This window comes from Cryobacterium sp. TMT1-62 (genome assembly GCF_004403145.1).
GTDB classification, from domain to species: domain Bacteria; phylum Actinomycetota; class Actinomycetes; order Actinomycetales; family Microbacteriaceae; genus Cryobacterium; species Cryobacterium sandaracinum.
In genome coordinates this window covers 64716-86412 of the sequence record NZ_SOGZ01000004.1, presented here as the reverse complement: position 1 = coordinate 86412, position 21697 = coordinate 64716, and the positions used below count along the sequence as shown (strand labels likewise).

The 21697-nt window shown below is 64.3% G+C and carries 25 protein-coding genes and 1 pseudogene; 7 read left to right on the top strand and 19 right to left on the bottom strand.

Annotation, left to right across the window (positions count from 1 at the left end; genetic code table 11):
• Nucleotides 1-19: 19 nt before the first annotated feature.
• From nosZ to E3T34_RS01265, 4 genes are all read right to left on the bottom strand, one after another.
• Nucleotides 20-2020, bottom strand: a complete 2001-nt coding sequence (nosZ, locus tag E3T34_RS01280; protein WP_134341907.1) for a Sec-dependent nitrous-oxide reductase — start codon at nt 2018-2020, stop codon at nt 20-22.
• Nucleotides 2021-2417: 397 nt separating this feature from the next.
• Nucleotides 2418-2678, bottom strand: a complete 261-nt coding sequence (locus E3T34_RS01275; protein WP_104100445.1) for a hypothetical protein — start codon at nt 2676-2678, stop codon at nt 2418-2420.
• 458 nt (nt 2679-3136) lie between these two features.
• Nucleotides 3137-4420, bottom strand: coding sequence for an MFS transporter (locus tag E3T34_RS01270; RefSeq protein ID WP_134341906.1), 1284 nt, complete (start codon nt 4418-4420; stop codon nt 3137-3139).
• A 12-nt stretch (nt 4421-4432) separates the two neighbouring features.
• The gene (locus E3T34_RS01265; protein ID WP_134341905.1) at nt 4433-5020 is read right to left on the bottom strand and encodes a helix-turn-helix domain-containing protein; all 588 of its coding nucleotides are present in this window, start codon (nt 5018-5020) and stop codon (nt 4433-4435) included.
• A 365-nt stretch (nt 5021-5385) separates the two neighbouring features.
• On the opposite strand from E3T34_RS01265, the gene E3T34_RS01260 reads away from it, so the two are divergent.
• Both E3T34_RS01260 and E3T34_RS01255 read left to right on the top strand, forming a co-directional pair.
• Nucleotides 5386-6132, top strand: a complete 747-nt coding sequence (locus tag E3T34_RS01260; protein ID WP_134341904.1) for a phosphotransferase — start codon at nt 5386-5388, stop codon at nt 6130-6132.
• 38 nt (nt 6133-6170) lie between these two features.
• Nucleotides 6171-6725 (top strand): GNAT family N-acetyltransferase, encoded by a 555-nt coding sequence (locus E3T34_RS01255; RefSeq protein ID WP_134341903.1) that lies wholly within the window; start codon nt 6171-6173, stop codon nt 6723-6725.
• A 78-nt stretch (nt 6726-6803) separates the two neighbouring features.
• Here the strand turns inward: E3T34_RS01255 and E3T34_RS01250 are convergent, their stop codons facing one another.
• The gene (locus tag E3T34_RS01250; RefSeq protein ID WP_134341902.1) at nt 6804-7607 is read right to left on the bottom strand and encodes a LysM domain-containing protein; all 804 of its coding nucleotides are present in this window, start codon (nt 7605-7607) and stop codon (nt 6804-6806) included.
• 188 nt (nt 7608-7795) lie between these two features.
• Between E3T34_RS01250 and E3T34_RS01245 the strand changes: the two are divergent.
• Nucleotides 7796-8329, top strand: a pseudogene (locus tag E3T34_RS01245) (transposase); the annotation flags it as partial.
• A 322-nt stretch (nt 8330-8651) separates the two neighbouring features.
• Here the strand turns inward: E3T34_RS01245 and E3T34_RS16100 are convergent.
• The 3 genes from E3T34_RS16100 to E3T34_RS01235 form a co-directional block, all read right to left on the bottom strand.
• Complete coding sequence (locus E3T34_RS16100) at nt 8652-9131, bottom strand: zinc-binding dehydrogenase (protein WP_198412246.1); 480 nt, start codon at nt 9129-9131, stop codon at nt 8652-8654.
• Between the two features lie 131 nt (nt 9132-9262).
• Nucleotides 9263-9619, bottom strand: a complete 357-nt coding sequence (locus tag E3T34_RS16095) for an alcohol dehydrogenase catalytic domain-containing protein (RefSeq protein ID WP_198412245.1) — start codon at nt 9617-9619, stop codon at nt 9263-9265.
• A gap of 144 nt (nt 9620-9763) precedes the next feature.
• Nucleotides 9764-10339 carry a DUF4386 domain-containing protein gene (locus E3T34_RS01235; RefSeq protein ID WP_104100439.1) on the bottom strand — a complete coding sequence of 192 codons (576 nt, stop codon included), beginning with the start codon at nt 10337-10339 and terminating at the stop codon, nt 9764-9766.
• Between the two features lie 137 nt (nt 10340-10476).
• Here E3T34_RS01235 and E3T34_RS01230 point away from each other — a divergent pair, with 137 nt between their 5' ends.
• A complete protein-coding gene (locus tag E3T34_RS01230) occupies nt 10477-11100 on the top strand; it encodes a TetR/AcrR family transcriptional regulator (protein ID WP_198412249.1) in 624 nt (207 codons plus the stop codon).
• 104 nt (nt 11101-11204) lie between these two features.
• Here the strand turns inward: E3T34_RS01230 and E3T34_RS01225 are convergent, their stop codons facing one another.
• The 4 genes from E3T34_RS01225 to speB are packed head-to-tail and all read right to left on the bottom strand — an operon-like array spanning nt 11205 to nt 14708.
• On the bottom strand, nt 11205-11885 hold the full coding sequence (locus tag E3T34_RS01225) for a cyclase family protein (protein ID WP_134341901.1): 681 nt from the start codon (nt 11883-11885) through the stop codon (nt 11205-11207).
• A complete protein-coding gene (locus E3T34_RS01220; RefSeq protein ID WP_104100436.1) occupies nt 11866-13242 on the bottom strand; it encodes a cytosine permease in 1377 nt (458 codons plus the stop codon). Before E3T34_RS01220 ends, E3T34_RS01225 begins: the two co-directional genes overlap by 20 nt.
• A 29-nt stretch (nt 13243-13271) precedes the next feature.
• A complete protein-coding gene (locus E3T34_RS01215; protein ID WP_104100435.1) occupies nt 13272-13667 on the bottom strand; it encodes a nuclear transport factor 2 family protein in 396 nt (131 codons plus the stop codon).
• A 42-nt stretch (nt 13668-13709) separates the two neighbouring features.
• Entirely contained in the window at nt 13710-14708 is a 999-nt protein-coding gene (gene speB / locus E3T34_RS01210) for an agmatinase (protein ID WP_134341900.1), read from the bottom strand.
• A gap of 102 nt (nt 14709-14810) precedes the next feature.
• Between speB and E3T34_RS01205 the strand changes: the two genes are divergently transcribed.
• A complete protein-coding gene (locus tag E3T34_RS01205) occupies nt 14811-15395 on the top strand; it encodes an XRE family transcriptional regulator (protein WP_104100433.1) in 585 nt (194 codons plus the stop codon).
• On the opposite strand, the gene E3T34_RS01200 is transcribed toward E3T34_RS01205, so the two are convergent.
• Nucleotides 15361-15654 (bottom strand): hypothetical protein, encoded by a 294-nt coding sequence (locus E3T34_RS01200; protein ID WP_134341899.1) that lies wholly within the window; start codon nt 15652-15654, stop codon nt 15361-15363. The two genes, E3T34_RS01205 and E3T34_RS01200, sit on opposite strands and share 35 nt — an antisense overlap.
• Nucleotides 15655-15739: 85 nt before the next feature.
• On the opposite strand from E3T34_RS01200, the gene E3T34_RS01195 reads away from it, so the two are divergent.
• Entirely contained in the window at nt 15740-15988 is a 249-nt protein-coding gene (locus E3T34_RS01195; RefSeq protein WP_134341898.1) for a hypothetical protein, read from the top strand.
• A gap of 405 nt (nt 15989-16393) precedes the next feature.
• Here E3T34_RS01195 and E3T34_RS01190 read toward each other — a convergent pair whose 3' ends face one another.
• The 6 genes from E3T34_RS01190 to E3T34_RS01165 form a co-directional block, all read right to left on the bottom strand.
• Complete coding sequence (locus E3T34_RS01190) at nt 16394-16684, bottom strand: hypothetical protein (RefSeq protein ID WP_174721920.1); 291 nt, start codon at nt 16682-16684, stop codon at nt 16394-16396.
• A gap of 705 nt (nt 16685-17389) precedes the next feature.
• Entirely contained in the window at nt 17390-18046 is a 657-nt protein-coding gene (locus tag E3T34_RS01185) for a histidine phosphatase family protein (protein WP_134341897.1), read from the bottom strand.
• Between the two features lie 803 nt (nt 18047-18849).
• Nucleotides 18850-19434, bottom strand: a complete 585-nt coding sequence (locus tag E3T34_RS01180) for a chlorite dismutase family protein (protein ID WP_104100427.1) — start codon at nt 19432-19434, stop codon at nt 18850-18852.
• A 79-nt stretch (nt 19435-19513) separates the two neighbouring features.
• The gene (locus E3T34_RS01175; protein ID WP_134341896.1) at nt 19514-19810 is read right to left on the bottom strand and encodes a hypothetical protein; all 297 of its coding nucleotides are present in this window, start codon (nt 19808-19810) and stop codon (nt 19514-19516) included.
• On the bottom strand, nt 19807-20172 hold the full coding sequence (locus E3T34_RS01170; protein ID WP_134341895.1) for a hypothetical protein: 366 nt from the start codon (nt 20170-20172) through the stop codon (nt 19807-19809). The genes E3T34_RS01175 and E3T34_RS01170 overlap by 4 nt, the downstream gene beginning before the upstream one ends.
• Entirely contained in the window at nt 20145-20720 is a 576-nt protein-coding gene (locus E3T34_RS01165; RefSeq protein ID WP_198412244.1) for a helix-turn-helix domain-containing protein, read from the bottom strand. The genes E3T34_RS01170 and E3T34_RS01165 overlap by 28 nt, the downstream gene beginning before the upstream one ends.
• 203 nt (nt 20721-20923) lie before the next feature.
• On the opposite strand from E3T34_RS01165, the gene E3T34_RS01160 reads away from it, so the two are divergent.
• Nucleotides 20924-21658: a hypothetical protein gene (locus E3T34_RS01160; RefSeq protein WP_134341893.1), complete on the top strand. Its 735-nt coding sequence runs from the start codon at nt 20924-20926 to the stop codon at nt 21656-21658.
• Nucleotides 21659-21697 lie beyond the last annotated feature (39 nt).

Sequence of the window (21697 nt, the reverse complement as noted above, 5' to 3'; positions counted from 1 at the left end):
CGCGAGGATGCCGGCCTCATCAGGCACCCGCCGGTGCTACAAGCAGCCACCCGTACATTTCCATGTGCATGGCAGAGCAGAACTGAGCGCAGTAGAAGGCGAACGATCCCACCCGGTCGGCGGTGAACTCCACGCTCACGGTCTCCCCCGGGTCGAGCGTGGCCTGAAGGTTGTGATTGGGCACTGCGAATGTGTGTGTGGCGTTTTCCGCTGTCTCGATGTTGGTCAGGTGGATGCGCAGCTTCTCACCGACAGTGACCGGGATCTGCTCCGGAGTGAAGTGGCTGCGCATGACAGTCGCGTAGACATCGACGAAGCCGTCCGCGCGCACGATTCGCTCCTGCCCGGAGGCGGTCGCGAACTCCGATTTAGCCATGGTCTCCGGGCTGGTACCCGGAGGGTAGACCGTGAGCGGGTTGAGCCGGTCGACGCTGATAATCTGCGCATAGTGCGGCTCGGATCCGCCGAGGGGCAAACTGCTCAGCACGCGTGGCGGCGTGTGATTAATGTCGAAAAGCTCCAAGTTCACCGGATGCTGCGGACCAAGTTTCTGCACCTGATCGAGCGACCACTTGTTGAGGGCGACCATGTACGTCCCGACCGGCGCTACGGTGTCTCCGCCGGGGATCGCGAGGTGGCCAATGTTGTAGTGCACGGGGATCTTCTCAAGAACGGTAAACGGCTTTTCAGTCACACCGGCATCGGGACCCAGGGTCCACTTGATGATCGCACTGTCAATGAAGAGGCTCGTGTACGCGTTGCCTTTGCCGTCGTACTGCGTATGGAGCGGCCCGGCACCGAGTTCGATATGCGCCGCAGTGACGGCCGTGATCGGGATGATCGGAACGCCGTAGCGGTCCGTGCCCTCGAAGTTCTTGTCCTCGATGGCCTTCTTGATCATCGTGATCGAGTACACCGTCACGGCCGGGTCGAGCTTGCCCGCGATCACGATGTAGTTTCCGTCGGGAGAGACCTCAACTCCATGCGGATTCTTCGGCTCAGGAATGAAGTGCAGGATGCCCTCACTGATGGCCACTTGCAACGGGATCACGCGGATGCCGTTCCGCATAATGATCTTGCCTGCCGCGACGACCTTTTCGGCTTTCTTCCAGTCAATGACGTGGAGGTAGTCGTATTTGTTCTTGGCCGCCCCGATTTCAATCGGCGGGTTCTTGTGAGACATGCCGACCGAGAGCTCGGCGTTGAACGAATTCAGGAACCCGTAGCCCGCGCTGGCCAGCTTGCCCATGTCCGCGAGATCCTGATTATAGGGTGGGAGCTCGATCTGAAAGCTTTTTTCGGGCACCAGGTGGCCCGTCGTCTGGTCGATCGCACACCAGCTCGAGAAGCCTCGATAGAGGTCCGCGTAGCTTTCGAGCGGCGCATATCCGTTATCGGTAATCGGCCGGGGAGTGATGGACGACACATGGGCGTACTCGGAATCGGGCGTGACGAACACTCCGCCGTGAGCGCTGCCGATGTTGGGGATGTCGTAGATCTGCTTCGTCTTGTAGTCGGCGAGGTCAACCATACCGATCCGCCCGTTGGCACGGTCGTTGACGTACAGCCAGCGGCCGTCATACCGGCCTTCGGTTTCCGAGAGGGCGGGATGGTGGGTGTCGCCCCAGCTCAGCAGATTGCTCTTGGTCGGATCGGACCCCCGCGGGATGACGCCGTCAACGTCCGTACCAAAGCCATATCCAGAGAATGAATCGCGAGAGAACACGGGAATGATCTTTAGCAGCCGCATCGAAGGGATGCCGATGATCGAGATCTGACCGGAGTGCCCGCCGGACGCGAACATGAAGAACGGATCATACTTGCCGGGTGGCACCACCGACGTCAGAGCCGCACGGGCCTCGGCACCGGTCAGTCCCCGGCTTGAGGCCACAGCCGCGAGTTCCCCACCGGCTCCTAGATTGTTGCCAACGTTCGTGCCGGTGATGCCAACGGCCGCGCCAGCGACCACACCACCGCCAACCTTGAGAAAATCTCTTCGTTTCATGGCGGGGATCTTCATGGCATGTTCCTCCTACTTGTCGCAGGTTCACACGGCTTTTCGGCGCGCAAAACAGGCACTAATGGCAGGTCATGCTCGCCCAGCTGAGGATCCCGAACAGGAGGCGGGCCACTACGGGCAGTGGGTCGCGTCAAAATACGCTTGACGCACGTCGTCACGTTTGCCGCGGCGGCTCCCACGATGCGACCGGCGAGACTTGGCCGGGGGCATGGGGTGGACGCACTCCACTTGGAATGCGTTCTAGCCTACCAATTGGATGATGCTCATCGAAGCATACCGGGTCTCGCCCCCGGTTCCGGAACAAGGGCGGTAGTTCTCATACTGTCGCCGCCGGCACAACTGTGGATTTCGTGGGTGAACGGATCGACACCAGTCGGAGCCAGAGCGCCGACGCTTCTCAGCCTTTGTGAATCAGGTCTACGATTCTTTGAGCGTTGTCGTCTGGAGCGATGCTGATCTGCACATGATCATCCTCCAAGGCTTCCATCACCACGGCGGCAGCCTGTATCTCGCCGCCGATCTTGATAATCAGGCGCGCCGAATCTCCGGCTTGGACAGCCTTCACCGTGAGGGCGTTAAAGACGATCGCCCCGTCTTCGGTGAACGTCACGTCAACCGCGTTCTGCCCCTCACCTTCGGCGATGGTGGCATCCTTCACTCCAGCTCGCTCAAGTGCGGATGGGAGAACAACATTCTCGCCATTGACCTGAACGCATTGCGGGTCCGCCCCATCAGCGCACGTCTCCGATACTGCCAACTCGATCGCTCCCCCTGTAGCCGACGCTGTATCGCTGGCGCCAACACCAGCCGAACACCCACTGAGGGCCAACACGATAAGTACGACCAGAGAGAGCCTGGGGGTTCGAGAAGCCATGAATATTCTTCCTTAGACGCGGGAGATGAGTGCTGGTACAGCTGCCGCGTCCAACCATTGTTGCCCGCCGCGGATTGGCGATCTACAAATTGGTCATTTACACCAGCAGCGTCTCGGCGGCACTGGAGATGCTGCCAATTGAGGAGAGAGTGACGATGCCAGCAACGCCCCAGAACCAGTGGACGCGCTTTCCATCTCGGGGCACAGGTTACCAGGCATGGACTGGCGAGCGTTCGGGGCGTTCACTTCGCGGGCATCACGGCCGGGCGCCGCTCCATGTGCCGCCAAGCTCCTCCGGTCAGTGGACTCAGCGTGACGAGCGTGTAGACGACCGCGACGATTCCGAAGGCGAGCGACAGTCCGATCGTGTCGGCGGCGATGCCGCCGAGCAGGGCGCCGAACGGCACCCCCGCCCACGCACCGGCGTTGATCAAGCCGAACACCCGGCCGCGCATGTGTTCAGGAACGCGTTCAAGCTCCACCGCGCCGAGAATCGGATTAATCGCCCCAGCCGCCAGGCCCGAGAGCACGGTCATCGCGACGAGCACGGGCAGCGGCGCACCGATAGCGAAGGCAGCGCTCGACGGGCCGCCAGCCACGGCGAAGCAAACCGCCAGGGTCACGCGGCGGGGCACCCGGTGAGCGACGAATCCGAAGGCCACGTTGCCCACCAGAGCGCAACCGCCCATGACCGCCACCAGCAAACCCAGAGCGGCCGCGCCTCCCAGACGATCGTTCGCGTAGAGGGGCATCAGGGTCGAGCCGCGGGCGGCGTCGAGCAGGTTCGTGACCAGCACGAGGCCGACGACCAAACGCATCAGCGGGTCGTGGATGACGAAGCGAAAGCCTTCAGCCAGGTCGGCCCAATACGAGGTATGGGGAGTGTCAACGCTGTCGCCGCTCAGCCTGACGGTGGCAGGGACGGCTGCCACGAACGCCCAGGTCAGCAGTGCTGAGACCGCGAACGTTGCCGCGTTGACGAAGAGGGCTGCGATCGGCCCCAGGAGCGCGACGAGCAGGCCGGCGATCGAGGCGCCGATCAGCTTGGCGAAGCGCTCAGAGCCGTCGAGAAGCCCGACACTCTGCTCGATCCGCACGCCGGCCCTTACCGTCAGCCCGGGCAGCATGACGCGGCGGGCGGTCTGTCCCGGGGTGTCGAGTAGTCCGCCCGCGAATACCAGGATGAGAAGGGCCCAGAATGGCAGCCCGACGGTCAGCGCCAGTACCGGCATGGCCAGCACGGTGGCACCGCTCACGAGGTCCGCAACGATCGCCGCTCGGCGGTGACCCACCCGGTCCACGACAACCCCGCCGAGCGCCCCGCCGACCACAACCGGGGCGGTAGCGAAGAATGCCGCGATTCCCACCTCGACGCCCGACCCGCCGAGGCCGAGGACGTAGAAGGGGATGGCGAACGCTGTGATCACGTTGCCCGTTTGCGAGATCGCGTGGGCAGCCAGCAGGGCCGAGAGGGCGCCGGTTGCGCGGCGGTCGCGAGGCAGCGCCTCCTTCATGTTCTTGCTCATCGGCGGTCTGACTCAGGGACGGCGATAGGCCTGGTAGACGAGCACCACAGGCTCGGCGCCATCGGCCGTCGCCGGGTCGTGAGCAGCGCTCGCGTCGACCCACCGGGTGACCAGGGCTTCGAGCTCGGCACGCATGGTGCCCAGCTCCTCGACCGTTAGACGCAGGCTGCGATCCCCGCTCGCGCCTGCCGCGACCCACTCACGAGGCAGGGCAGGTGTCGCGTCGATGTAGTCCGTAAACCGGGCGGCGTAGGCCTGAGCAATCGACTTCTGCAGAACAGAAGACGCCGCGAGCTTATCGGGGTCGTCGAGCAGATCGGCGGGCTCCCAACTGGTCAGTAGGGTCGTGGCCTTCCACCAACGTTCGCGGTGGTCGGTGCTCTGAGCCTCGGCGGGCTCGATCAGGGCGATGGAGGCAAGCTTGCCGAGATGGTAGCTGATGGTACCAGGAGCCTCATCGACGACGTCGCCGAGCTGCGCGGCAGTCAACGGGCCGCGTTCGCGAAGCAGACCGAGTAGACGCAACCGGGTCGGATGCGCGAGGACCCGCATGGAGGCAGCCGAGCTGAGCGTGGTGCGTGAAGCGTCGCGGGGGGACATACCGCTGACCCTATAAGAACAACAGTTATTGCGCAATGATTGTTGCGCGATAACTGGTACTCGAGCGCCCTCTCGCTCCTAAGCTGAGCCCATGGTCAACGAGGCGAAACATGAGGGCCGGGCTCTTCGGATCGAAGGTTTGGTGAACGCACGCGATCTCGGTAGCCTCCCACGACAACTCACGGCACGACAATAGAGGGCGCATTTCGCTCCGCACTTCTCGGCCTCGACCTGGTCACACTCCTCGAATCCCCGGGACTCAACGACGCCAACCGGGCCGCGGTCACGAACTGGCGAGGCTCCGTCTGACCCGGGTGCACGACATTTCGCCCTGAGGTTCCGCTTGCAGCCTTTAGGTTGGTGGGATGGATGAAGAGGTTCTGGCCGGTGGAAACTCGAGCATGGTCGTGCGGGTGGGCGATACCGTTCACCGCCCCGCCGGTCCTTGGACTCCCGCGGTACATCAACTTCTGAGCACACTCCGCGCGGCGGGAGTGACGGCAGTACCTGAGCCCTTCGGCATGGACGAGCAGGGCCGCGAAGTGCTCTCCTACCTTCCGGGAATCGTCGGCAACTACCCGTTGCCCAGCTGGATCTGGTCGTCGACGATCCTGCACGAGGCTGGGTCCTTGCTCCGACGGGTACATGACGCGAGCGCACCCCTCGCGCACGCGGCCGCTGAATGGCAGTTGCCTGCACACGAACCAATCGAGGTGGTGTGCCTGAACGACGTCGCACCGTACAACATGGTCTTCCAAGACGGGCACATCACCGGTCTCATCGACGTTGACATGGCCTCCCCCGGGCCACGGATTTGGGACCTCGCGTACCTCGCATATCGACTCGTCCCGCTCGGCGAGTACGCAGACCCTGACGCTCCGGACTGGGATGCTCGCCTCGGCCGGCTCGATGCGCTCATTCGCTCCTACGGCCATGAGTTCGACCAGGCTGCCGTTCTTCGGGCGGCAGCGCACCGCATGGAGGATCTGGCCGTGTTCACGGATCAACGTGCCGCCGACACGGGCCGCAATGATTTCCTGGAGCATGCCGCACTGTACCGCCGCGACCGCGACCGACTTCTCGACATGATCGCAAGCCTGAAGGCCCCGTGAACGCGGATATTCAGGTAGTCCAAGTCAACGATCCACGCTTGAAGCGTCTAACCGAGGCGGGGTACTTCGTTGTCGGCGAATCGTGGGGTGCCCGCCTGCGCCTGAGCGATCCACCCAACCTGAAGGTCCTGAACGCCGCCGTCGTCGCGGCAACAGGCCAAGGATTCCGGATCGAGGAACTCGATGCCAGCTGGGCGCCTCAGGTCACAGCACTCGAAGCCATGAACCACGCCGACTACCCGTACACGCCAGCGACATCCGTGCCCCACCGCGACGAGTCCGACGTGCTCGACCTGTGGACATTCGGCTGCCGTCTCTTTGGCGCCATCCATGACGGACAACTCGTGGCCGTCAGCGTAATGAGCCTGACTGCCGCGCGCGCGGAAACCGAATTCACTTCCGTCCACCGCACTTACCGCCGACGAGGGCTCGCCGTTGCCGTCAAGGCCGCATCGATCACGGCGTTGGCCCACGACGGCGTCAGGATCTTCGGCACGGGTGGTGCTCAAGTCAACGCCGGCAGCATCCGTATGAACGAACACCTCGGCTACGCCATCGAAGAACGCTGGCTCAGCCTCACCGTGCCGCATTAGAACAAGAACACACGCGCTCGGAGGAGGTTTCTACACGGCCACTATCCCTGGGCGGCGGTTCATGCCCTGAAGCGGCGTTCAGGCCCAAGGCGGCGGGACCGAGGCGCCGCCACGCAGTGCCACCTGGAGGTTCAAATCGTCACCGGCCCGGAGCTGGCGGCTAGTCAGTGGGTTGAGGAAGCCGAGATCGTCGACCGTGATGCCGAAGCGGTCGGCGATGTCGTTGAGCGTGTCGCCAGCGACCGCCCGGTAGGAGATGGGGGCACCATCGGTTGTGGCGGTGGCGCCGCCGGCGCCGAACCGGGAACCGGTGTCAACGGCGAGCAGCCCGGGCCGGGTGTCCGGCACGTCCCAGGTGATCGTGCCGACCGCCCGGGGAGTGAGCACGCAGCCGTCAGGATCGGTCGTGCTCGGGTCGGTCTCCGTGATGACGGCAGTCAGGAAGTAGCTGGGGTTGCCCCGGGAGTAGTCTCTGTCTCCCAAACTCAGCCCGGGCTGATCGGCGTCCGTGGATAGGTTGCCGAAGGAGAAGTTGTACATGTCGGCCAGGCAAGTCGTGGTCTCCGACCAGGGACTGAAGAACAGTTGCAAGCCTCCGGGAACGTCCGAGTGGAAGTCTTTCAGTGCGACGTCGAACCCGCCGCCTGCGGCCGTGACGACGACGGTTCCGGAGACGGTGTCGTCCCCCGAGGCCGACGTGAGCTCGGCCGTGCCGATGACACCGTCGGGGATGACGACGTCGACCGCGCCGTCGGGCGGGGCCGACGCATCAGTGTGAACGGCCGTGTCGAGCGGTGGAGTCTGGGTTGTCGGGGGCGAGCAGGCCACCAGCACTAGCACCAGAGCGATGCTCCCCAGAACGGATGTCGTCAGTCGTGGCATCAGGTCCCCTCCCCGCCGCGCCCAGTATGGCAGTCGGCCGCGTCGCCGGTCCAGCCGCGGGCCCGAGGGACGAGATGGCTCGACCGATGTCGCCACCGGACGCACCGGTCGCTATGAACCCTCCCGTTGGCGGTTGGGCTTGCGGGCGAAGCAGGGGGACTTTTCAGTCGCCTGAATTGCCCGGATGCCGCGGTTCAGACGTGCTCGTGGGCTACCTGCCGGGGCTGGCAATGAGGCGCGTCGCGGACCTGCACGCGGGCGAAGCCAAGACCGACGCCCGCGATGCCGCGATCATCGCCCAAGCCGCGAGGAGCCTCCCGCACGCTTTGCGGTCGCTGCAGCTGGCCGATGAGCAGGTCGCTGAGCTCTCGATGCTTTGCGGTTTCGACGACGATGTCGTCGGCCAGATCACGGCCACGAGCAACCGTATCCGGGGCCTGCTCGCCCAGATCCACCCTGCGTTGGAGCGGGTCCTGGGCCCGCACCTGGACCATCCGGCGGTGCTGGATCTGCTGCAGCGCTACCCAACGCCAGCGAAGATGAAGGCCGCTGGCCCTACCCGACTTGGCAACCGGCTGCTGAAGTTGGCACCGCGAATGGGCCGGCGCCTCGCGGACGAGATCACCCTGGCGCTGGGCGAGCAGACCGTCGTGGTGACGGGCACGAACGCGACCAACGTCGTGCTCCCCAAGCGTGCCGAACAGCTCGCCGCGCTCCGCCGGCACTCGCAGACGCGAACCGACTTCCGACCGCCGCTCTAGCTCGAAGCCTGAGTGGGTCCCTGGCCACTCCGATGACAGCTACAAAGCGATGGCACTAGTGAGGTTGACGAGCACATGGTGAGGGGCAACGGCCAGCACCACGTTTGCATATTGGCTGAGTATGGTTACTCGCAATGGTCGATTGGTTCCTTGGGCTGCTGACGCCCGCTCAGTGGGATGCGTGGCGCACCTGGCTCGCGACCGATGGGGGGGCTCACCGCGCTGCTCATCGAAGCCCTCCGGTCCAACGGCTAAATGAGGTCGGGTCCATCCGCTTCCGAGATCAGACGCTTATCGCGACCTTTCCACGGGCGTGCTCGTCGACGAAGTACCGCATGGCAGCGGGCACCTCGGCAAGCCCATAGATGCGATCGATTACGGGGGTCACCCGCCCGGCCTCAATCAGGTCGCGTCGCTCGTTCAGCGTTTTCGTGCTGCCATTCTGGGTGAATGGTTTGAGTTTTTGGCCAATGAATGGCGATATGGCAACGGCTTTGAGGATGCGCCCCGTAGGCCCGACCACGCGTCCGCCTGTGCCACTGGAGAGCACGAGGACTCCCTTGGAAATGAGTGCGCTGCGCAATTCGGTCAGCGTGTGGTTCCCGATCAGATCGAAGATGACGTTGTGCCGAGCGGTTCCACGGGTGAAGTCGTCGCGGCCGTAATATACGACGTGGTCGGCACCGAGTGATTGCACGAGCGCAGCGTTGGCGGCGCTGCTCACGGCGGTGACCTCGGCGCCGAGCGCCTTCGCGATCTGCACAGCGAAAGTCCCCACTCCCCCGGATGCCCCATTGACCAGCACCCGCTGACCGGGCGTCACCGAACCGGCATCGCGCAAGCCGACCAAAGCTGTCATCCCGGACAGAGGCACCGCGGCGGCTTGCTCGAAGGTCAAATTGACCGGCTTTCGCGCCAGAAGGGAGGCGGGTGCGGCGACGTACTCCGCAAAGGTTCCTGAACTGAGCTCTCGTAGACCTCGTCGCCCTGGCGGAAGGCCGTGACGTTGGTGCCGACCGACTCGACGACGCCCGCGACATCCTTGCCCCGCGTCATCGCTTTCGGTCTTCGAGTGCCGAAGGCCAATCGCGCGACAAGCGGTGTGCCCGACATGTGAATCCAGTCGGCATGGTTGAGGCTCGCGGCTACCACGCGGACGAGAACGTCGTTTTGACCAACGACCGGATGGTCGATGTCTTCCACTTTGAGCACTTCTACATCGCCGTAGTCCCGCTGAACTATTGCCTTCAAGATGTGCCTCCTAGTTCGGCTGCAGGGTACCGCTTACCGGTAACGTCTTTCGGCGCTGCGCACAGCCGGGCGGCGGTGACGCGACCGGTGGCCGGGCCGGAGCGGTGCCCAATCACGGCTGGCCTTTTGTGGGACAGGAGACGGTCATGCCCGAGCCGTTACGGCTGCGGTCGTGCCAAAGCCCCGCACAATGAGCCAAATGGCGAAGAACAGCTCGAACAGGCCACCCGGAACGGTGAAAACGAGGCTGGCACCCACTACGCCGGCGAGTTCGAGAAAGCACCCGCCCGCGAATAACGCGTAGCCAATAAATCCCCACACGGCCAGGAACCGTGGCACGAGGCGTGAGCGGTAGAGCGCAATGCAGAACAGCAGGCTACCGACGCCAAGGCCCGCCATCGCAATGTTGTATGCAAGGAAGTTGGTGCCGCCCATGCCTGCGAGTAGCGCGACCGCGCCGACCGCCAAAAACCCACCCTCGAAGATCCGGGTGGCGAGGTAGCTGGCCGCGATTCCGGGAGCGTGTGGCCAAAGGACAGGAAGCATGACAGCTCCGATCGCGATCACGGCCACCGAGTTCAACACCATGAGCACCACTCCTGCGGTGAGGAGGCCGCCGGGGGAAGCGGTCGTCGCGATAGAGCTTCCAGTGCCGTAAAGGAAAAAGGCGGCAAGCATCAGCGCGCCGACGGTGCGGGCAATTGTGCGTGTATTACTCATACGTTTCTCATCTCCAGTCGTCGCACCTTACGGTGTATGGTGAACAGTGCGAAAGTACCATACGGCGTATGGTGATGTCTATGGCGAAGCTTGAAGATAGAACACCGGTCACCCGTGAGCGAGCAATCAGGGTCGCCATGGCGCTGGCCGATGCCGCCGGGATCGAGTTGCTCAGCATGCGCAAGCTGGCCGCCGCACTCGACATAACGGCCATGTCGCTCTACTACCATTTGAAGGACAAGGAAGATCTTCTCGACGGGATGCTCGACATCGTGCACTCCGAATTCGCGACGCCGAGTGCTGGGGACGAGTGGCGGGCGGCCATGCGGAAGCGGGCGGGGTCGACGCGCAGTGTCCTGGCACTGCATCCCTGGGCCATCAGCATGAAGGCCCGCACATCCCCTGGACCGGCGACCCTCGGTCACCTCGATTCGGTCATCGGCTGCTTAACGGCTGCGGGCTTCTCGATGGCCATGACGGGCCACGCCATGTCGATCCTGGACAGTTACGTGCTGGGCTTCGCCCAGCAGGAGGCCTCGCTGCCGCTCGACCCGTCCGGCGACATCGGCGACGCGACCGAAGCCATTATGGCGCAGCAGGAAGCCATGGCCGACTCCTTTAAGAACCTCGCCGCGATGGCAGTATCGCTGATCCTGCAACCCGGATACGCCTTCGGCAACGAATTTGACTTCGGTCTCGAACTGATTCTCGACGGTCTCGAAGTAGCCCTTCTCAGCGACTCCGTTCCTCCTAGTCAGTAACGTTCGGCCGGACAAGGCCAAACACCTTCCATCGGATGAGACCGGCGGACCACTGACTCCCGATCTGACCCAGCGCGAGGCGCGAATTCATTCGCTGCTCGGCCTCAGACGAAGGCGACCGCGCGCACCGGCGCCCCGTCGCCGCCGAGTCGCAGGGGGAAGAAGCCGATCCGCACCTGTGACGGCAGGTCATCCAGGCCGCAGAGGTTCTCGACGATCAGCCCGCCGCGGCCCAGCACGACCTCGTGCACGGGAAAGGCGGCCGACGACGTGCCGGTCGGGTCGGGACTCAGCGTGTCGACCGCGAGGATCCGCATCCCGCGAGCGACGAGTTCGCTCGCGGCACCGGCATCGAGGGCCGGATGCCGCACTGCGCGTGCGTCGCCGAACCACCGCGCCCAGCCCGTGTCGATCACGACGATCGGGGGCAATCGATCCGGTAGCGGATGCTCCGCATTCAGCCGGTCCCACCCGTATACCTCGCCCTCGGCGAGCGCTCGCACCCGCACCACCAGCGCATCGCCGAGGAGCTCGTCGAGGGCCACATCGGCCATTGTCCGGCCACCGGGGACGGTATGGGACGGCGCATCTATGTGCGTCCCGGTATGAGACCCCATTCGCAGCCCTGTCACGGCCACCCCGTCGCGGTCGAGGACCAGCGCGACTTCGACGTGGACCGCCGGGTCGCCGGGATACACCGGCATCCCGTCGGTGATCGGGTGACTGAGGTCCCGGAGTGCCGCGCGCGGCGGCGCTCCAGGGCCGTCAGCGAGAGGTGTCGGCATCGGCGAGGTGCTGGCTGGGCTCGAAAGGCGTCCTGCTGCGGCGCGCGAGCGAGAAGGCCAAGTACACGGCGAAGGTCAGAAGGAATGCGGGAACGGTCGCACCGAACGGAAGCGGCCACACGTACGCCCACACGTAGGCGGACACCGCACCGACCACCCACGACGCGACAGCGAGCCAATTGATGCCGCCGGTGTACCAGTAGCGACCGCCTTGAGCCTTCAGGATGTCGGCGCTGTAGCTGCCGCGTGCGACGATGTAGTAGTCGACGATCATGATCGCGAAGATCGGTGCGAACAGGGCACCGATCGTGACCAAGAAGGTCGTGAACTGGGCCAGCAGACCGAAGAAGGTCGAACCGATGATCGAGATGAGCCCGAGGACGATCGCGGTGGGCAGGAACTTCACCCGGCGGCCGGGGAGCGCGTTGACCACGCTTGTGACCATGCCGTAGACGACCATCGTGTTCGTCGCCATCACGGATAGGAAGATCGCGACCGCGAACAGGGCGCCGAAGGGTTCGATGATCGTCACAGGGTCGAACGCCATCGCGTCGCCGCCCCGCAGGACGACGTAGCCGATCGCGCTCGCGCCGAGCGTCATCGAGATCACCGTCGACAGGGTGTAACCGATTCCCGAGCCGACCACGCCCGCGCGGGTCGTCGATGCGAAGCGGTTGAAGTCGGCCGAGAGCACCGTCCACGATATGGCGGTCGCGACCACGACATCGAACGCCAGTCCCGGGGAGTAGAACGGCTCTAGCGTCGCCGGGATGGCCGCGAACTCTGCCGGCGGGAACGTAGAGAACGCTACGACGAAGATGTAGGCGGCGATCGCGAGGATGACCGCGGCGAACCACGGTTCCACCCGAGCGACTCCGGCGTGGCCGAAGATCGCAAGGATCACGACGATCGTCTGGCAGAGCACCGCGAAGATGACGGGGTTCGAGAACCCGGTCATCGACGCGACGATGTAGTTGAGGGCGATCCCGGCGAGCATCGCCTGCACCCAGCTCCAGCCCATGAGGATGACCACGTTGGCGGCCACCGGCAGCAGGCTCCCGCGCGTCCCGAACGGTCCGCGCGTGATTGCCATCGTCGGCAGGCCGGTGCGCGTTCCGATCGCACCGACCGTCACGAGCACTGCTGCTCCGACGATCGTTCCGCCCACGATCAGAGCGATGACGAGGCCGAACGGCACATCCGGCACGAAGAGCGTGCCGGTCAGAAGGGTGGTGACCACAAGGTTCGCGGCCAGCCAGATCATGAGTACGCGGCCGAGCGAGTAGGTTCCGCGAACCGGGCCCGCGTCATCTGAGTTGGTGTCCAGTCGGCGGTCGAGACGGGTGTAGAGCGACATCTTTGGGCTCCTCGATGAATAGGGACTGGTCAGGGCTGGGGTGACAGGTGTTCGTGGATGGCGATGAGACCGGCAGAATCAGACCGGAAGACGATCGTTTCGCGCTCCCGGTAAGACATGGGTCCGTCCGCGGTGCTCACGCTCGTGCTGACGGAGTGGGTGAAGACGGCTCCGCCGGGAAACGCCTGCACCGCGGCCGCGCTCGATGCGCAGGATTGCACGCTCCAGCCGCCGCCCACCCATTCCTCCCACATGGCTTCGTAGGCAGCCCGGTCCTCGATTCGCGCAGGTTCGGTGTGGAAGACGAAGGTTGCGTCAGGTGCGAAGAGTGAGAAGTAGCGCGGGCCGTCGGTGGCGGCGAACGCCTCGACGATGGCGGATGCCGCGGCACGGACTTCTTCGTCCGTTGGGGTGGGCAGTGTCATGGGTGTCTCCTGCGTCGGGCTTGTCGGTCGGGTTCGGGACTTCTACGTCAGGTTGGGGCTTTGTCGGTCGGGGTGGGTCACCCCAGGCGACATCGCGCTCAGCAGCTCGTAGACGATGTGGCTGGCCGCGACAGCGGTCAGCTGGGCATGGTCGTACGCGGGGGCGACTTCGACCACGTCGGCGCCGATGATGCGCAGGTCGGCCAGGGCACGCAGCATCCGTAGTAGTTCTCGACTCGTGAGCCCGCCCGCCTCCGGAGTTCCTGTTCCCGGCGCGTGGGCGGGGTCGAGTACGTCGATGTCGATCGAGATGTAGAGCGGCGCGTCTCCGACTCTGGCGCGGATGCGTTCGACGGCGGCCGCGACCCCGTGCTCTTCGACGAATTCGCTCGTGACGATCGCAAAGCCGAGCCGGGCGTCGTCTTCGAGGTCGTCCTTCGAGTACAGGGGGCCGCGAATTCCAACGTGCATGCTCGCGGTCAGGTCGATGAGGCCTTCTTCGGACGCCCGCCGGAAGGGGGTCCCGTGAGTCATCGGCGCCCCGAAGTACGTGTCCCACGTGTCGAGGTGGGCATCGAAGTGCAATACCGCGACGGGCCCGTGCTGCGCGTGCGCGACGCGAAGCAGCGGCAGAGCGATCGTGTGGTCTCCGCCGATGGCGACTAGTCGGTCGGCGTGCTCGCTGAGCTGGCGCGCGCCCGCCTCGATCTCGGCCACGGCAGCAGCGATGTCGAACGGGTTCGCGGCGATGTCGCCGGCGTCGGCGACCTGCTGGGCGTCGAACGGGAAGACGTCCTGCGCAGGGTTGTACGGTCGCAGTAGGCGCGAGGCCTCGCGCACATGAGCGGGGCCGAACCGAGCACCGGGTCGGTAGCTCACTCCGCTGTCGAAGGGAATCCCGACGATCGCGATGTCTGCCCGCTCGACCTCGTCGAGCCGCGGGAGTCGCGCAAAGGTCGCGATTCCGGCAAACCGGGGCACGACACTCGCGTCCACCGGCCCGCGGGGCTCATCCGTCGCATCTTTGCTGAACGGTTGCATATTTGACAACTTTCGGTACGCTATAGACAACTACAGCGCTACCGTACGCTGTCCCGTGCAGATCGTCAAGGACGAATGTGTGAGCAGCTTCGAGGAGGAACTGTGCGCGCCATCCACCCCACCGCCGAAGGCACCGCGACACCCATCGGCGCCAAGCTGCGCTCCGCGCGCACCGCTCAGGGCATGTCACTCGCCCAGGTCGCTCAGACGACGGGCCTCAGCAAGGGCTTCCTCAGCCGGGTCGAGCGCGACGAGACGTCACCGAGCGTGGCAACGCTTGTCCAGTTGTGTCAGGTGCTCTCGTTGCCCGTCGGAGCGCTCTTCGCCGAGCCCGACGTTCACCATGTCGCGTACGCCGACGCTCCGCGGATCAACTTGGGCGGAGTGCACGCCGACGAGCGACTGATGTCGCCGCGCGGCGAGGAGCGGGTTCAGCTGCTGCGATCAGAACTCGAGCCGGACGCGCACGGCGGGACCGATCTGTACACGATCAACTGCGACGTCGAAGCGCTCCACGTCGTCTCGGGATCACTCACCGTGCGATTCGCCGGTCGCACCGTGGCCGTCCACGCCGGCGACGCACTGACTTTCCCCGGTCGAGAGCCGCACACCTGGCAGGTCGAGGGCGGCGAGCCAGCCGTCGTGCTGTGGGTCATCGTGCCCGCGCCGTGGAGCGGCTCGGCCTGACCGAGACCGCGTCGTATTCGAACCCCAGCGTCCAGATCAGCGCAGGCAGGGGCGCGGCCGCCCCGAAATCGTTGAGGAATCCGCTGATGGCATCCAGGAGCCCGGCAGCTAAAACCCTGTCCAGGTCGGGACCGAGGCCGGTCATCCACTTCGTCCCTTCCGCAGCGCGGTGGTCCGCCACAGCTTCGTCGACGCGTTCGAAGGCGACGCTCGGGCCGGCGAAGTCGAACTCGGCCGCCCGCAGCACATCCGGATCCACGTCGACCGCTTCACACTAAAGCCTGTCCGCGTCTCACTCTGAACGTTAGGCTTGCTAACAGAACCCTTGAGATCGGAGGAGCAGCATGAATGGTGACGGCACACAGAGTGAACCGATCCAAGACCAGCATTCTAAATCGGACGAGGACAAGGTGGCGGGGATTCTCGCACAGGAGGAAGCTGACCTCGCCGGCCACAGTGAGCCCCAAGTCCTCGACGCGCTGCGTGAACGATTCGCAGATGCTGGACACACCGTGAGCGAAGAAGCACTCCACGAGCATGCGCGTCGAATCGCCGGCCTCGACCCGAACGATTTCTCCAGCAAAACACGGTGACTTCCTAACGACGATGCAGCGCCACCATCGCGGATGCCGACAGGGTTCTGCGTGGGCATTCAGGAACGGCGTAGGAACCGGATCAGAACCGCGGACCCAGGCTAGCGACAAACAGTAGCGTCGCCGCTACCGGCCGAGCACCCCTCGACATGTGCGAGTCCTCATCGCGACGGCGGAATCTGGACGGGGCGGCCTGGGTGCGAGCCTCTTCGGTCACCCCACTCTCGGCGAGCGGATCGGGGTTACTGCCCATCGAGGCGGCCACCCGTTCTCCACCGCGTCGACGCGGTCGGATGCCAGAAGCGGGAGCGAGTGACCTCTAACTCTCTCCCGGCTTCATCAGCAAGGGGGTCGTCCCGTCCCCTTCCGAGTATCGCCAGGAACAGGGATCTCAATAAGAATCGCTCAACGATGGTTCGGCGACCGCAAGGAGGTGCGCGAGGGAGAATGCTCCGCACGGTCCCGGATGCCCCGGAGCATCCGCTCGGTCATGAGGAAGCTCACCATCTCGATCGGCTCCACGAGTACCTTGGCCCAGTCGGTGAGGTACGCGTACCGCTCGCGAACGACAAGCCGCGTCGCCCCGTCGGTTCGAGGTTGAAGGACAAACGCCCACGTGAAGTCGTAGGGCGCTCCGGCGCCCGTGCCGTCGAGGGCGATCGCCATCGCGCCGGCTAGCCCTCGCATCCACACCATGAGGTCACTATCCCACCCGTGCAAATCGAGGGCAACGGATGCCGCCGCACTGGAGTCTGGCGCGCGCCCGACCTCATGGACTAACGACGCTCGAGCAATAGTCCGGCGGACACTGACTCGGATCGGACCCAGCGCGAGGGGCAAATTCATTCGCTGCTCAGCGGTGTCGACGCCCAAAGGGCAGGTCGATAAAACCACACCCATCAAGAAGGCCCGGAACGCAAACTTCCGCTGGGGCTGGGAAATCAATATCGCCGTCCGCGTCGACTCCGAAACCCCTGGGAAGCACCGGTTTCCCGGACTGGCCGTCGCCGCAGATCTCGCACACAACTCAAGAATCGCGACCGGAAACGGACGCGAGAACCCCATAATCCAGAAATGGCTCCTGAGAAGCCTCAGGAGCGATTTCTTTTTGTTTCGACCGGACCGTTTCGTAATGAGTTTCGCAAATGGCCCTTTGGTGGGACTGACAGAATTTGAACCCGCGACCCCTTGAAGGCTCAGGCCTTAACTCTGTCTTCGCCGAATATCCCGCAATACTCGCGGATTCCCTTGTGTTTGCAGGGAACCGGGCAGTTCACTGCCTGCAATTGTACTTTGTCAATTTGGGTCGAATCGAGATGAATGTGATGAGTAAATGATGACCATTTGAACCGTCGCGGTCGGCACCGCGATCCCAAGTCCTTCAGCACTTTGGGTCGCGACTTAGGACTCTGAGGGCACCAAAGGCAGTTCGGCTCCGTAGTTCCACGACAAGATGGCCGGCTGCTCTCGGTAATAGCTCAGCACGGAGACTGATCCAGCATCCAGGCTGATTTGAGCACCGAATCGAGGGGCCATCCTCAGGTACACGGCGGTGAGAATGCGCAGGAAATGTCCGTGCGCGATCAGGGCGACATCTCCCTCCTCCATGGCAGGCAGCACCCGCGTGAGCACCCGCGACGCGCGGGCGGCGACCTCCTCCACCGTCTCACCAGGCGTTTCACCACGAATCACGCCGTGGGTGAATGCGCTCCAGTTGTAGCCGAGTTCACTGCGGATGTCCCGCGTCGTACGCCCCTCGTACCCGCCGTAGTCCCACTCAACGAGAAACGGATCGACCTCAGCATGAAGGCCAGCGAGCTCAGCGGTGCGTCGCGCACGCTGCAGCGGCGAGGTCAGCACGAGGGAGAAATCGTAACCGGCCACTAACCTGCCCGCGCCGCGGGCAAGTCCCTCTCCCCGGGCAGTGAGCGGAATATCCGTGAGCCCAGTGTGTTTGCCATCCTTCGACCACTCCGTCTCCCCATGGCGCAAGAGAATCAGCTTCCCCGACGGGTTATCCGGAGCGGGGTGGCTGGGCAGCGGCTCGATCGTGAACATACGGCAACAGTAGTATCGCACCCCCGTTTCGATGGAGGTTCTTGATTGCTGGAAAGGCCAACGTTCACCCCTGCGGGTGTTCGAAGCGGGTGGGGGAACGGGCATCCCAGCCATCACGCGGCTACGGCCGTTCATGGTGAGCGCAGACGGCTCGGAAAGCGAAGAGCTGCTCGCCCACCCCGGAACAACGGATGTTTCAGGCAGCACTTACACGAGGACGATTCGGGATGAGAACGTGCCGGCAGGGTTCTCCCGTCGCAATATAGTACTAGACAAGTCCGTCCTGGCGAGTGTCTAAAAATGCCGCAGAGTGCTAACCGTCTTGGCCGAGCCGACCTGATCGACGGCCTCCGGGACCTTGTCCAACGTCTGCAGGGCGACGGTTTGAGCACCGGTGTCTACTTCATTGGAGGCGCCGCATTGTCCCTTCGATACATCCCTGATCGTGGTCTCACCGACGATATCGACGCTGAGATTCGTCCCTCTTCCCGAGCGCTTGAGTAGGCCCTCGAGATCGCCGACAACCGAGGGCGGGGTGGCGACTGGCTCAACACCCACGCCGAGACATACATACCCATAGCGAAGAACCCCGGCTGGGAATCCCCCTACGACGGTGACTTTGTGTCCGGGTGGGTGGCCTCACCGCCCGCAGCCCCGCCGGCTCCAGAACGGGGACCGTCCCGGAGCAACTAGCGACCCACCAACGCCCCAGCCACCGGACACCACGCCAAGGCCAGAACCGGAGGGACATTCTCGCCCGTTGCTCATCATCTGCGGTTAACTGACCGGCGTCGGGGCGCTCGTCACTGCGAACCGAGCGACAAGCGCACCTCGACCTCGCGTTCGACGAAGATCCATTCCTCGGTGCTCCGCAACTCATCGAGCAGCTCGTCGAAATCCGCGACACTTTCGGGCGCGTACTCAAACCAGGTCAAAAAATCGAACGGCCCACCCCCATCACGGCTGTGATGGAGCCGCCGGGCCACAGCTGGCAGCGAGTTCATGGAACGTCGGATGTGGTGACTGGTTTCCTCGAAAATCTGCCGGCGTTCGTCTTGGGCCAGTTCCCACCACTCCTTTGACTTGGTGATGGGGATAAAGGAGGCGACGGTCGCGCCGGGTCGGCCCAGAGCCGGTGACCGCGCCGTCAGCTCGGCCAGTTCGGCAGCGGTCGTGTAACGCTGATGACTAACGGTGCCGCGCAGGGTCCACCCCGGGGCGTCCGTGGCCGATGACCCCGACAACCATGATTCATCCTCTGCCGCTCCTTCACGAATCAGCAGACGCGCGGCGGCGGGGAGCCCGTCACCGGTCACCGCGATGATGCGATCAATACGCCACTGGCCAGCATCGCCTGCAGTGAAAGTGACGGGTAGGGCGTCGGTCATTGGAACTCCTGACGGTATCAGCGACTTCGACGCTAACATCATCTTGAGAACCGCCCCAGCAGGCTCTGATGGCGTGCGATCAGGCATCCTCAGGTCGACGCCCCAGCGTCAGCCCAAAAAGGTTCGGCCGCCAGATCTGGGCCTGGCGTTCATCATGGTTGACGGTGACCAGCTCAGCCCGGTCGATTGCTTGGTTGGATCCTCGGGCTTCCAGGGGGGTGCCTCCTGTGACTCCTCGTCGTGCTGCGGCCTTCTCACCGACGTGCTCTGCGATGAGGACGTCGATGGTGGCATCGCCGCGGGTCCACCGGTGCTGATGGCCGTCTGGGCTTTCACCGGCGGACTCGAAGCCGACGTCAACGAGAGCTTTAGTCAAACGATGCCGTCCTCATCGTCAATTGTCTCCCACTCGACGACGCGGCCGAGGGTCGGGACGGCGTCGGCCTTCGTGACCTCGAAGTTCAGCCACTTCGCGTCCCACCCATGCTTCAGTGCGACTCGTTCGGCGGCGGCAGCGACGGAATCGTCCGAGCCGGGGCGGACGTGAAGGACATCCAGGTCCTGCGTGGTCCCCCGATCGAAATAGCACAGGGCAGGTGCCGCACCGCCCACGAGCCGGATGCCGGCCACCTCACCCGAATTACGAAGCTCGGCGACGAGATCACGGAGGCCGATGATGATCGCGTTGCGGTCCAGCGCGGTGCCGGACATCAGACGCTCGCGAAGGTATCTGCCCATGCAAAAACGCCGCGTTCGGCGAACTCGTTCGGCACGTCATCACATTCGGGCGCGGGGTCGGCCGGGTCGACCCGGAACACGATAGGTTCGGTCAGTGCGCGATCGGGATTGTTGACCCATCCAGGCAGCGGGATGTTCTCTTGATTGAGCCGCCATGCCACGAGAGCCGCGATGGCGGCATCCCACATATGATCGCCGGTGGGTTCCGGCTCTGTCAGCCCAAGGATGCCTCGAACGAGTCCGTGTTCGGCGGTGAGATTATCGTTCAACTGAAGCAAAGCCCGGAGGGCGCGGTCCTTATCCTTCGCTCGAAGATGCTCTCTGATCGCCTCTGCGGAGCTGGCAGCGTCATCACGACGCGTGGGAGCGGCATACAGGCGGTGTCCGGCGCCGGCGAGCAGCCGATCGACCGTACTGTAGGCAGCATCCCGTCCACGCTCATGATGGGAGACGCTGGCCTGGTCAATGCCGGTTAGCTCTGCGAGTCTCGCCTGAGTGAGGTGTTTGCTCCGGCGAGCGGCGCGGACGAGAGTAGATGAAGCTGCCACAATCGCCTCCTTCTTATTTCCAATATGACTTGTGCATCATATTCTAGCGCGCACTCGATGCAACCCGTGCCTGAGGGTCTGGCCTGCACCGGCAGGATCGGCCTGCAGGGACAACATCGGCCTGGATTGACTGTGGACACACTTGCCCTCGCCTCGACGATCGGCTCGCGAATCCGCCGGGGCGCCTGGCACGTGAGTGGACGGTGGATGACTTCGATGCGGCAGCCGGCGTCAGCCGCCGCCAACTGGTGAATATTGAGCAAGGCGAAGCGAACCCCAGCCTTGTCGGTTACGACCGGGCCCGCCGCGGCGACCTCCTTGCCCACATCCAGGGCCTCGGTAGCCGCGCCCTCCCCTTCTGCCCCGACCAGCTCGCCTTCGACATCGACCTGCCGCTGCCTGACTTCTACCGGTCGGTCACTGCCCTCGACCTCCGCGGCCGCACCCAAACGGACGTGGAATTCCGTGACCTCGGCCTCGCCGTCAGCCAGCACCAGATGACCCGGTTCTACCCCCTCTTCAAAGAACTCGGAGTCACCCCCGCCTCAGAACTCGTCAACCTGCCGGGCGGCACCGAAGCCCTCGTCGCCGCAGTACGCCGCGCCACCCACACACCCCCAATGCGAAGCGGCAAACGCGTCGTCTTCCTCTCACTCGACGACGGCAGTGCACCGGTATCCAACGTGGTGTTCTTCCACGATGCCCAGGCTGCGATCGGGGCGTCCGTGTTCCGCACCCACTACGCGCTGATCCGCGGCCGGACCCGGCGCACCGGCGCCCGCGGCGTCTCAATGACCGGTGAGCAGATGTGGACCTGCTCGACGTGGCAGGGAAAGTCCGAGCACGTCAGGCTGCGGAACGGGCACGGGAACGGGCTGTGGTCGAGGCAGAGGCCGCGGACAACGTCATTCAGATGTGGAGGCGGAGGGCATGATTGACAGAGTTGCGGACGGGTCAGCGCGTTGACGTTCTCTGAG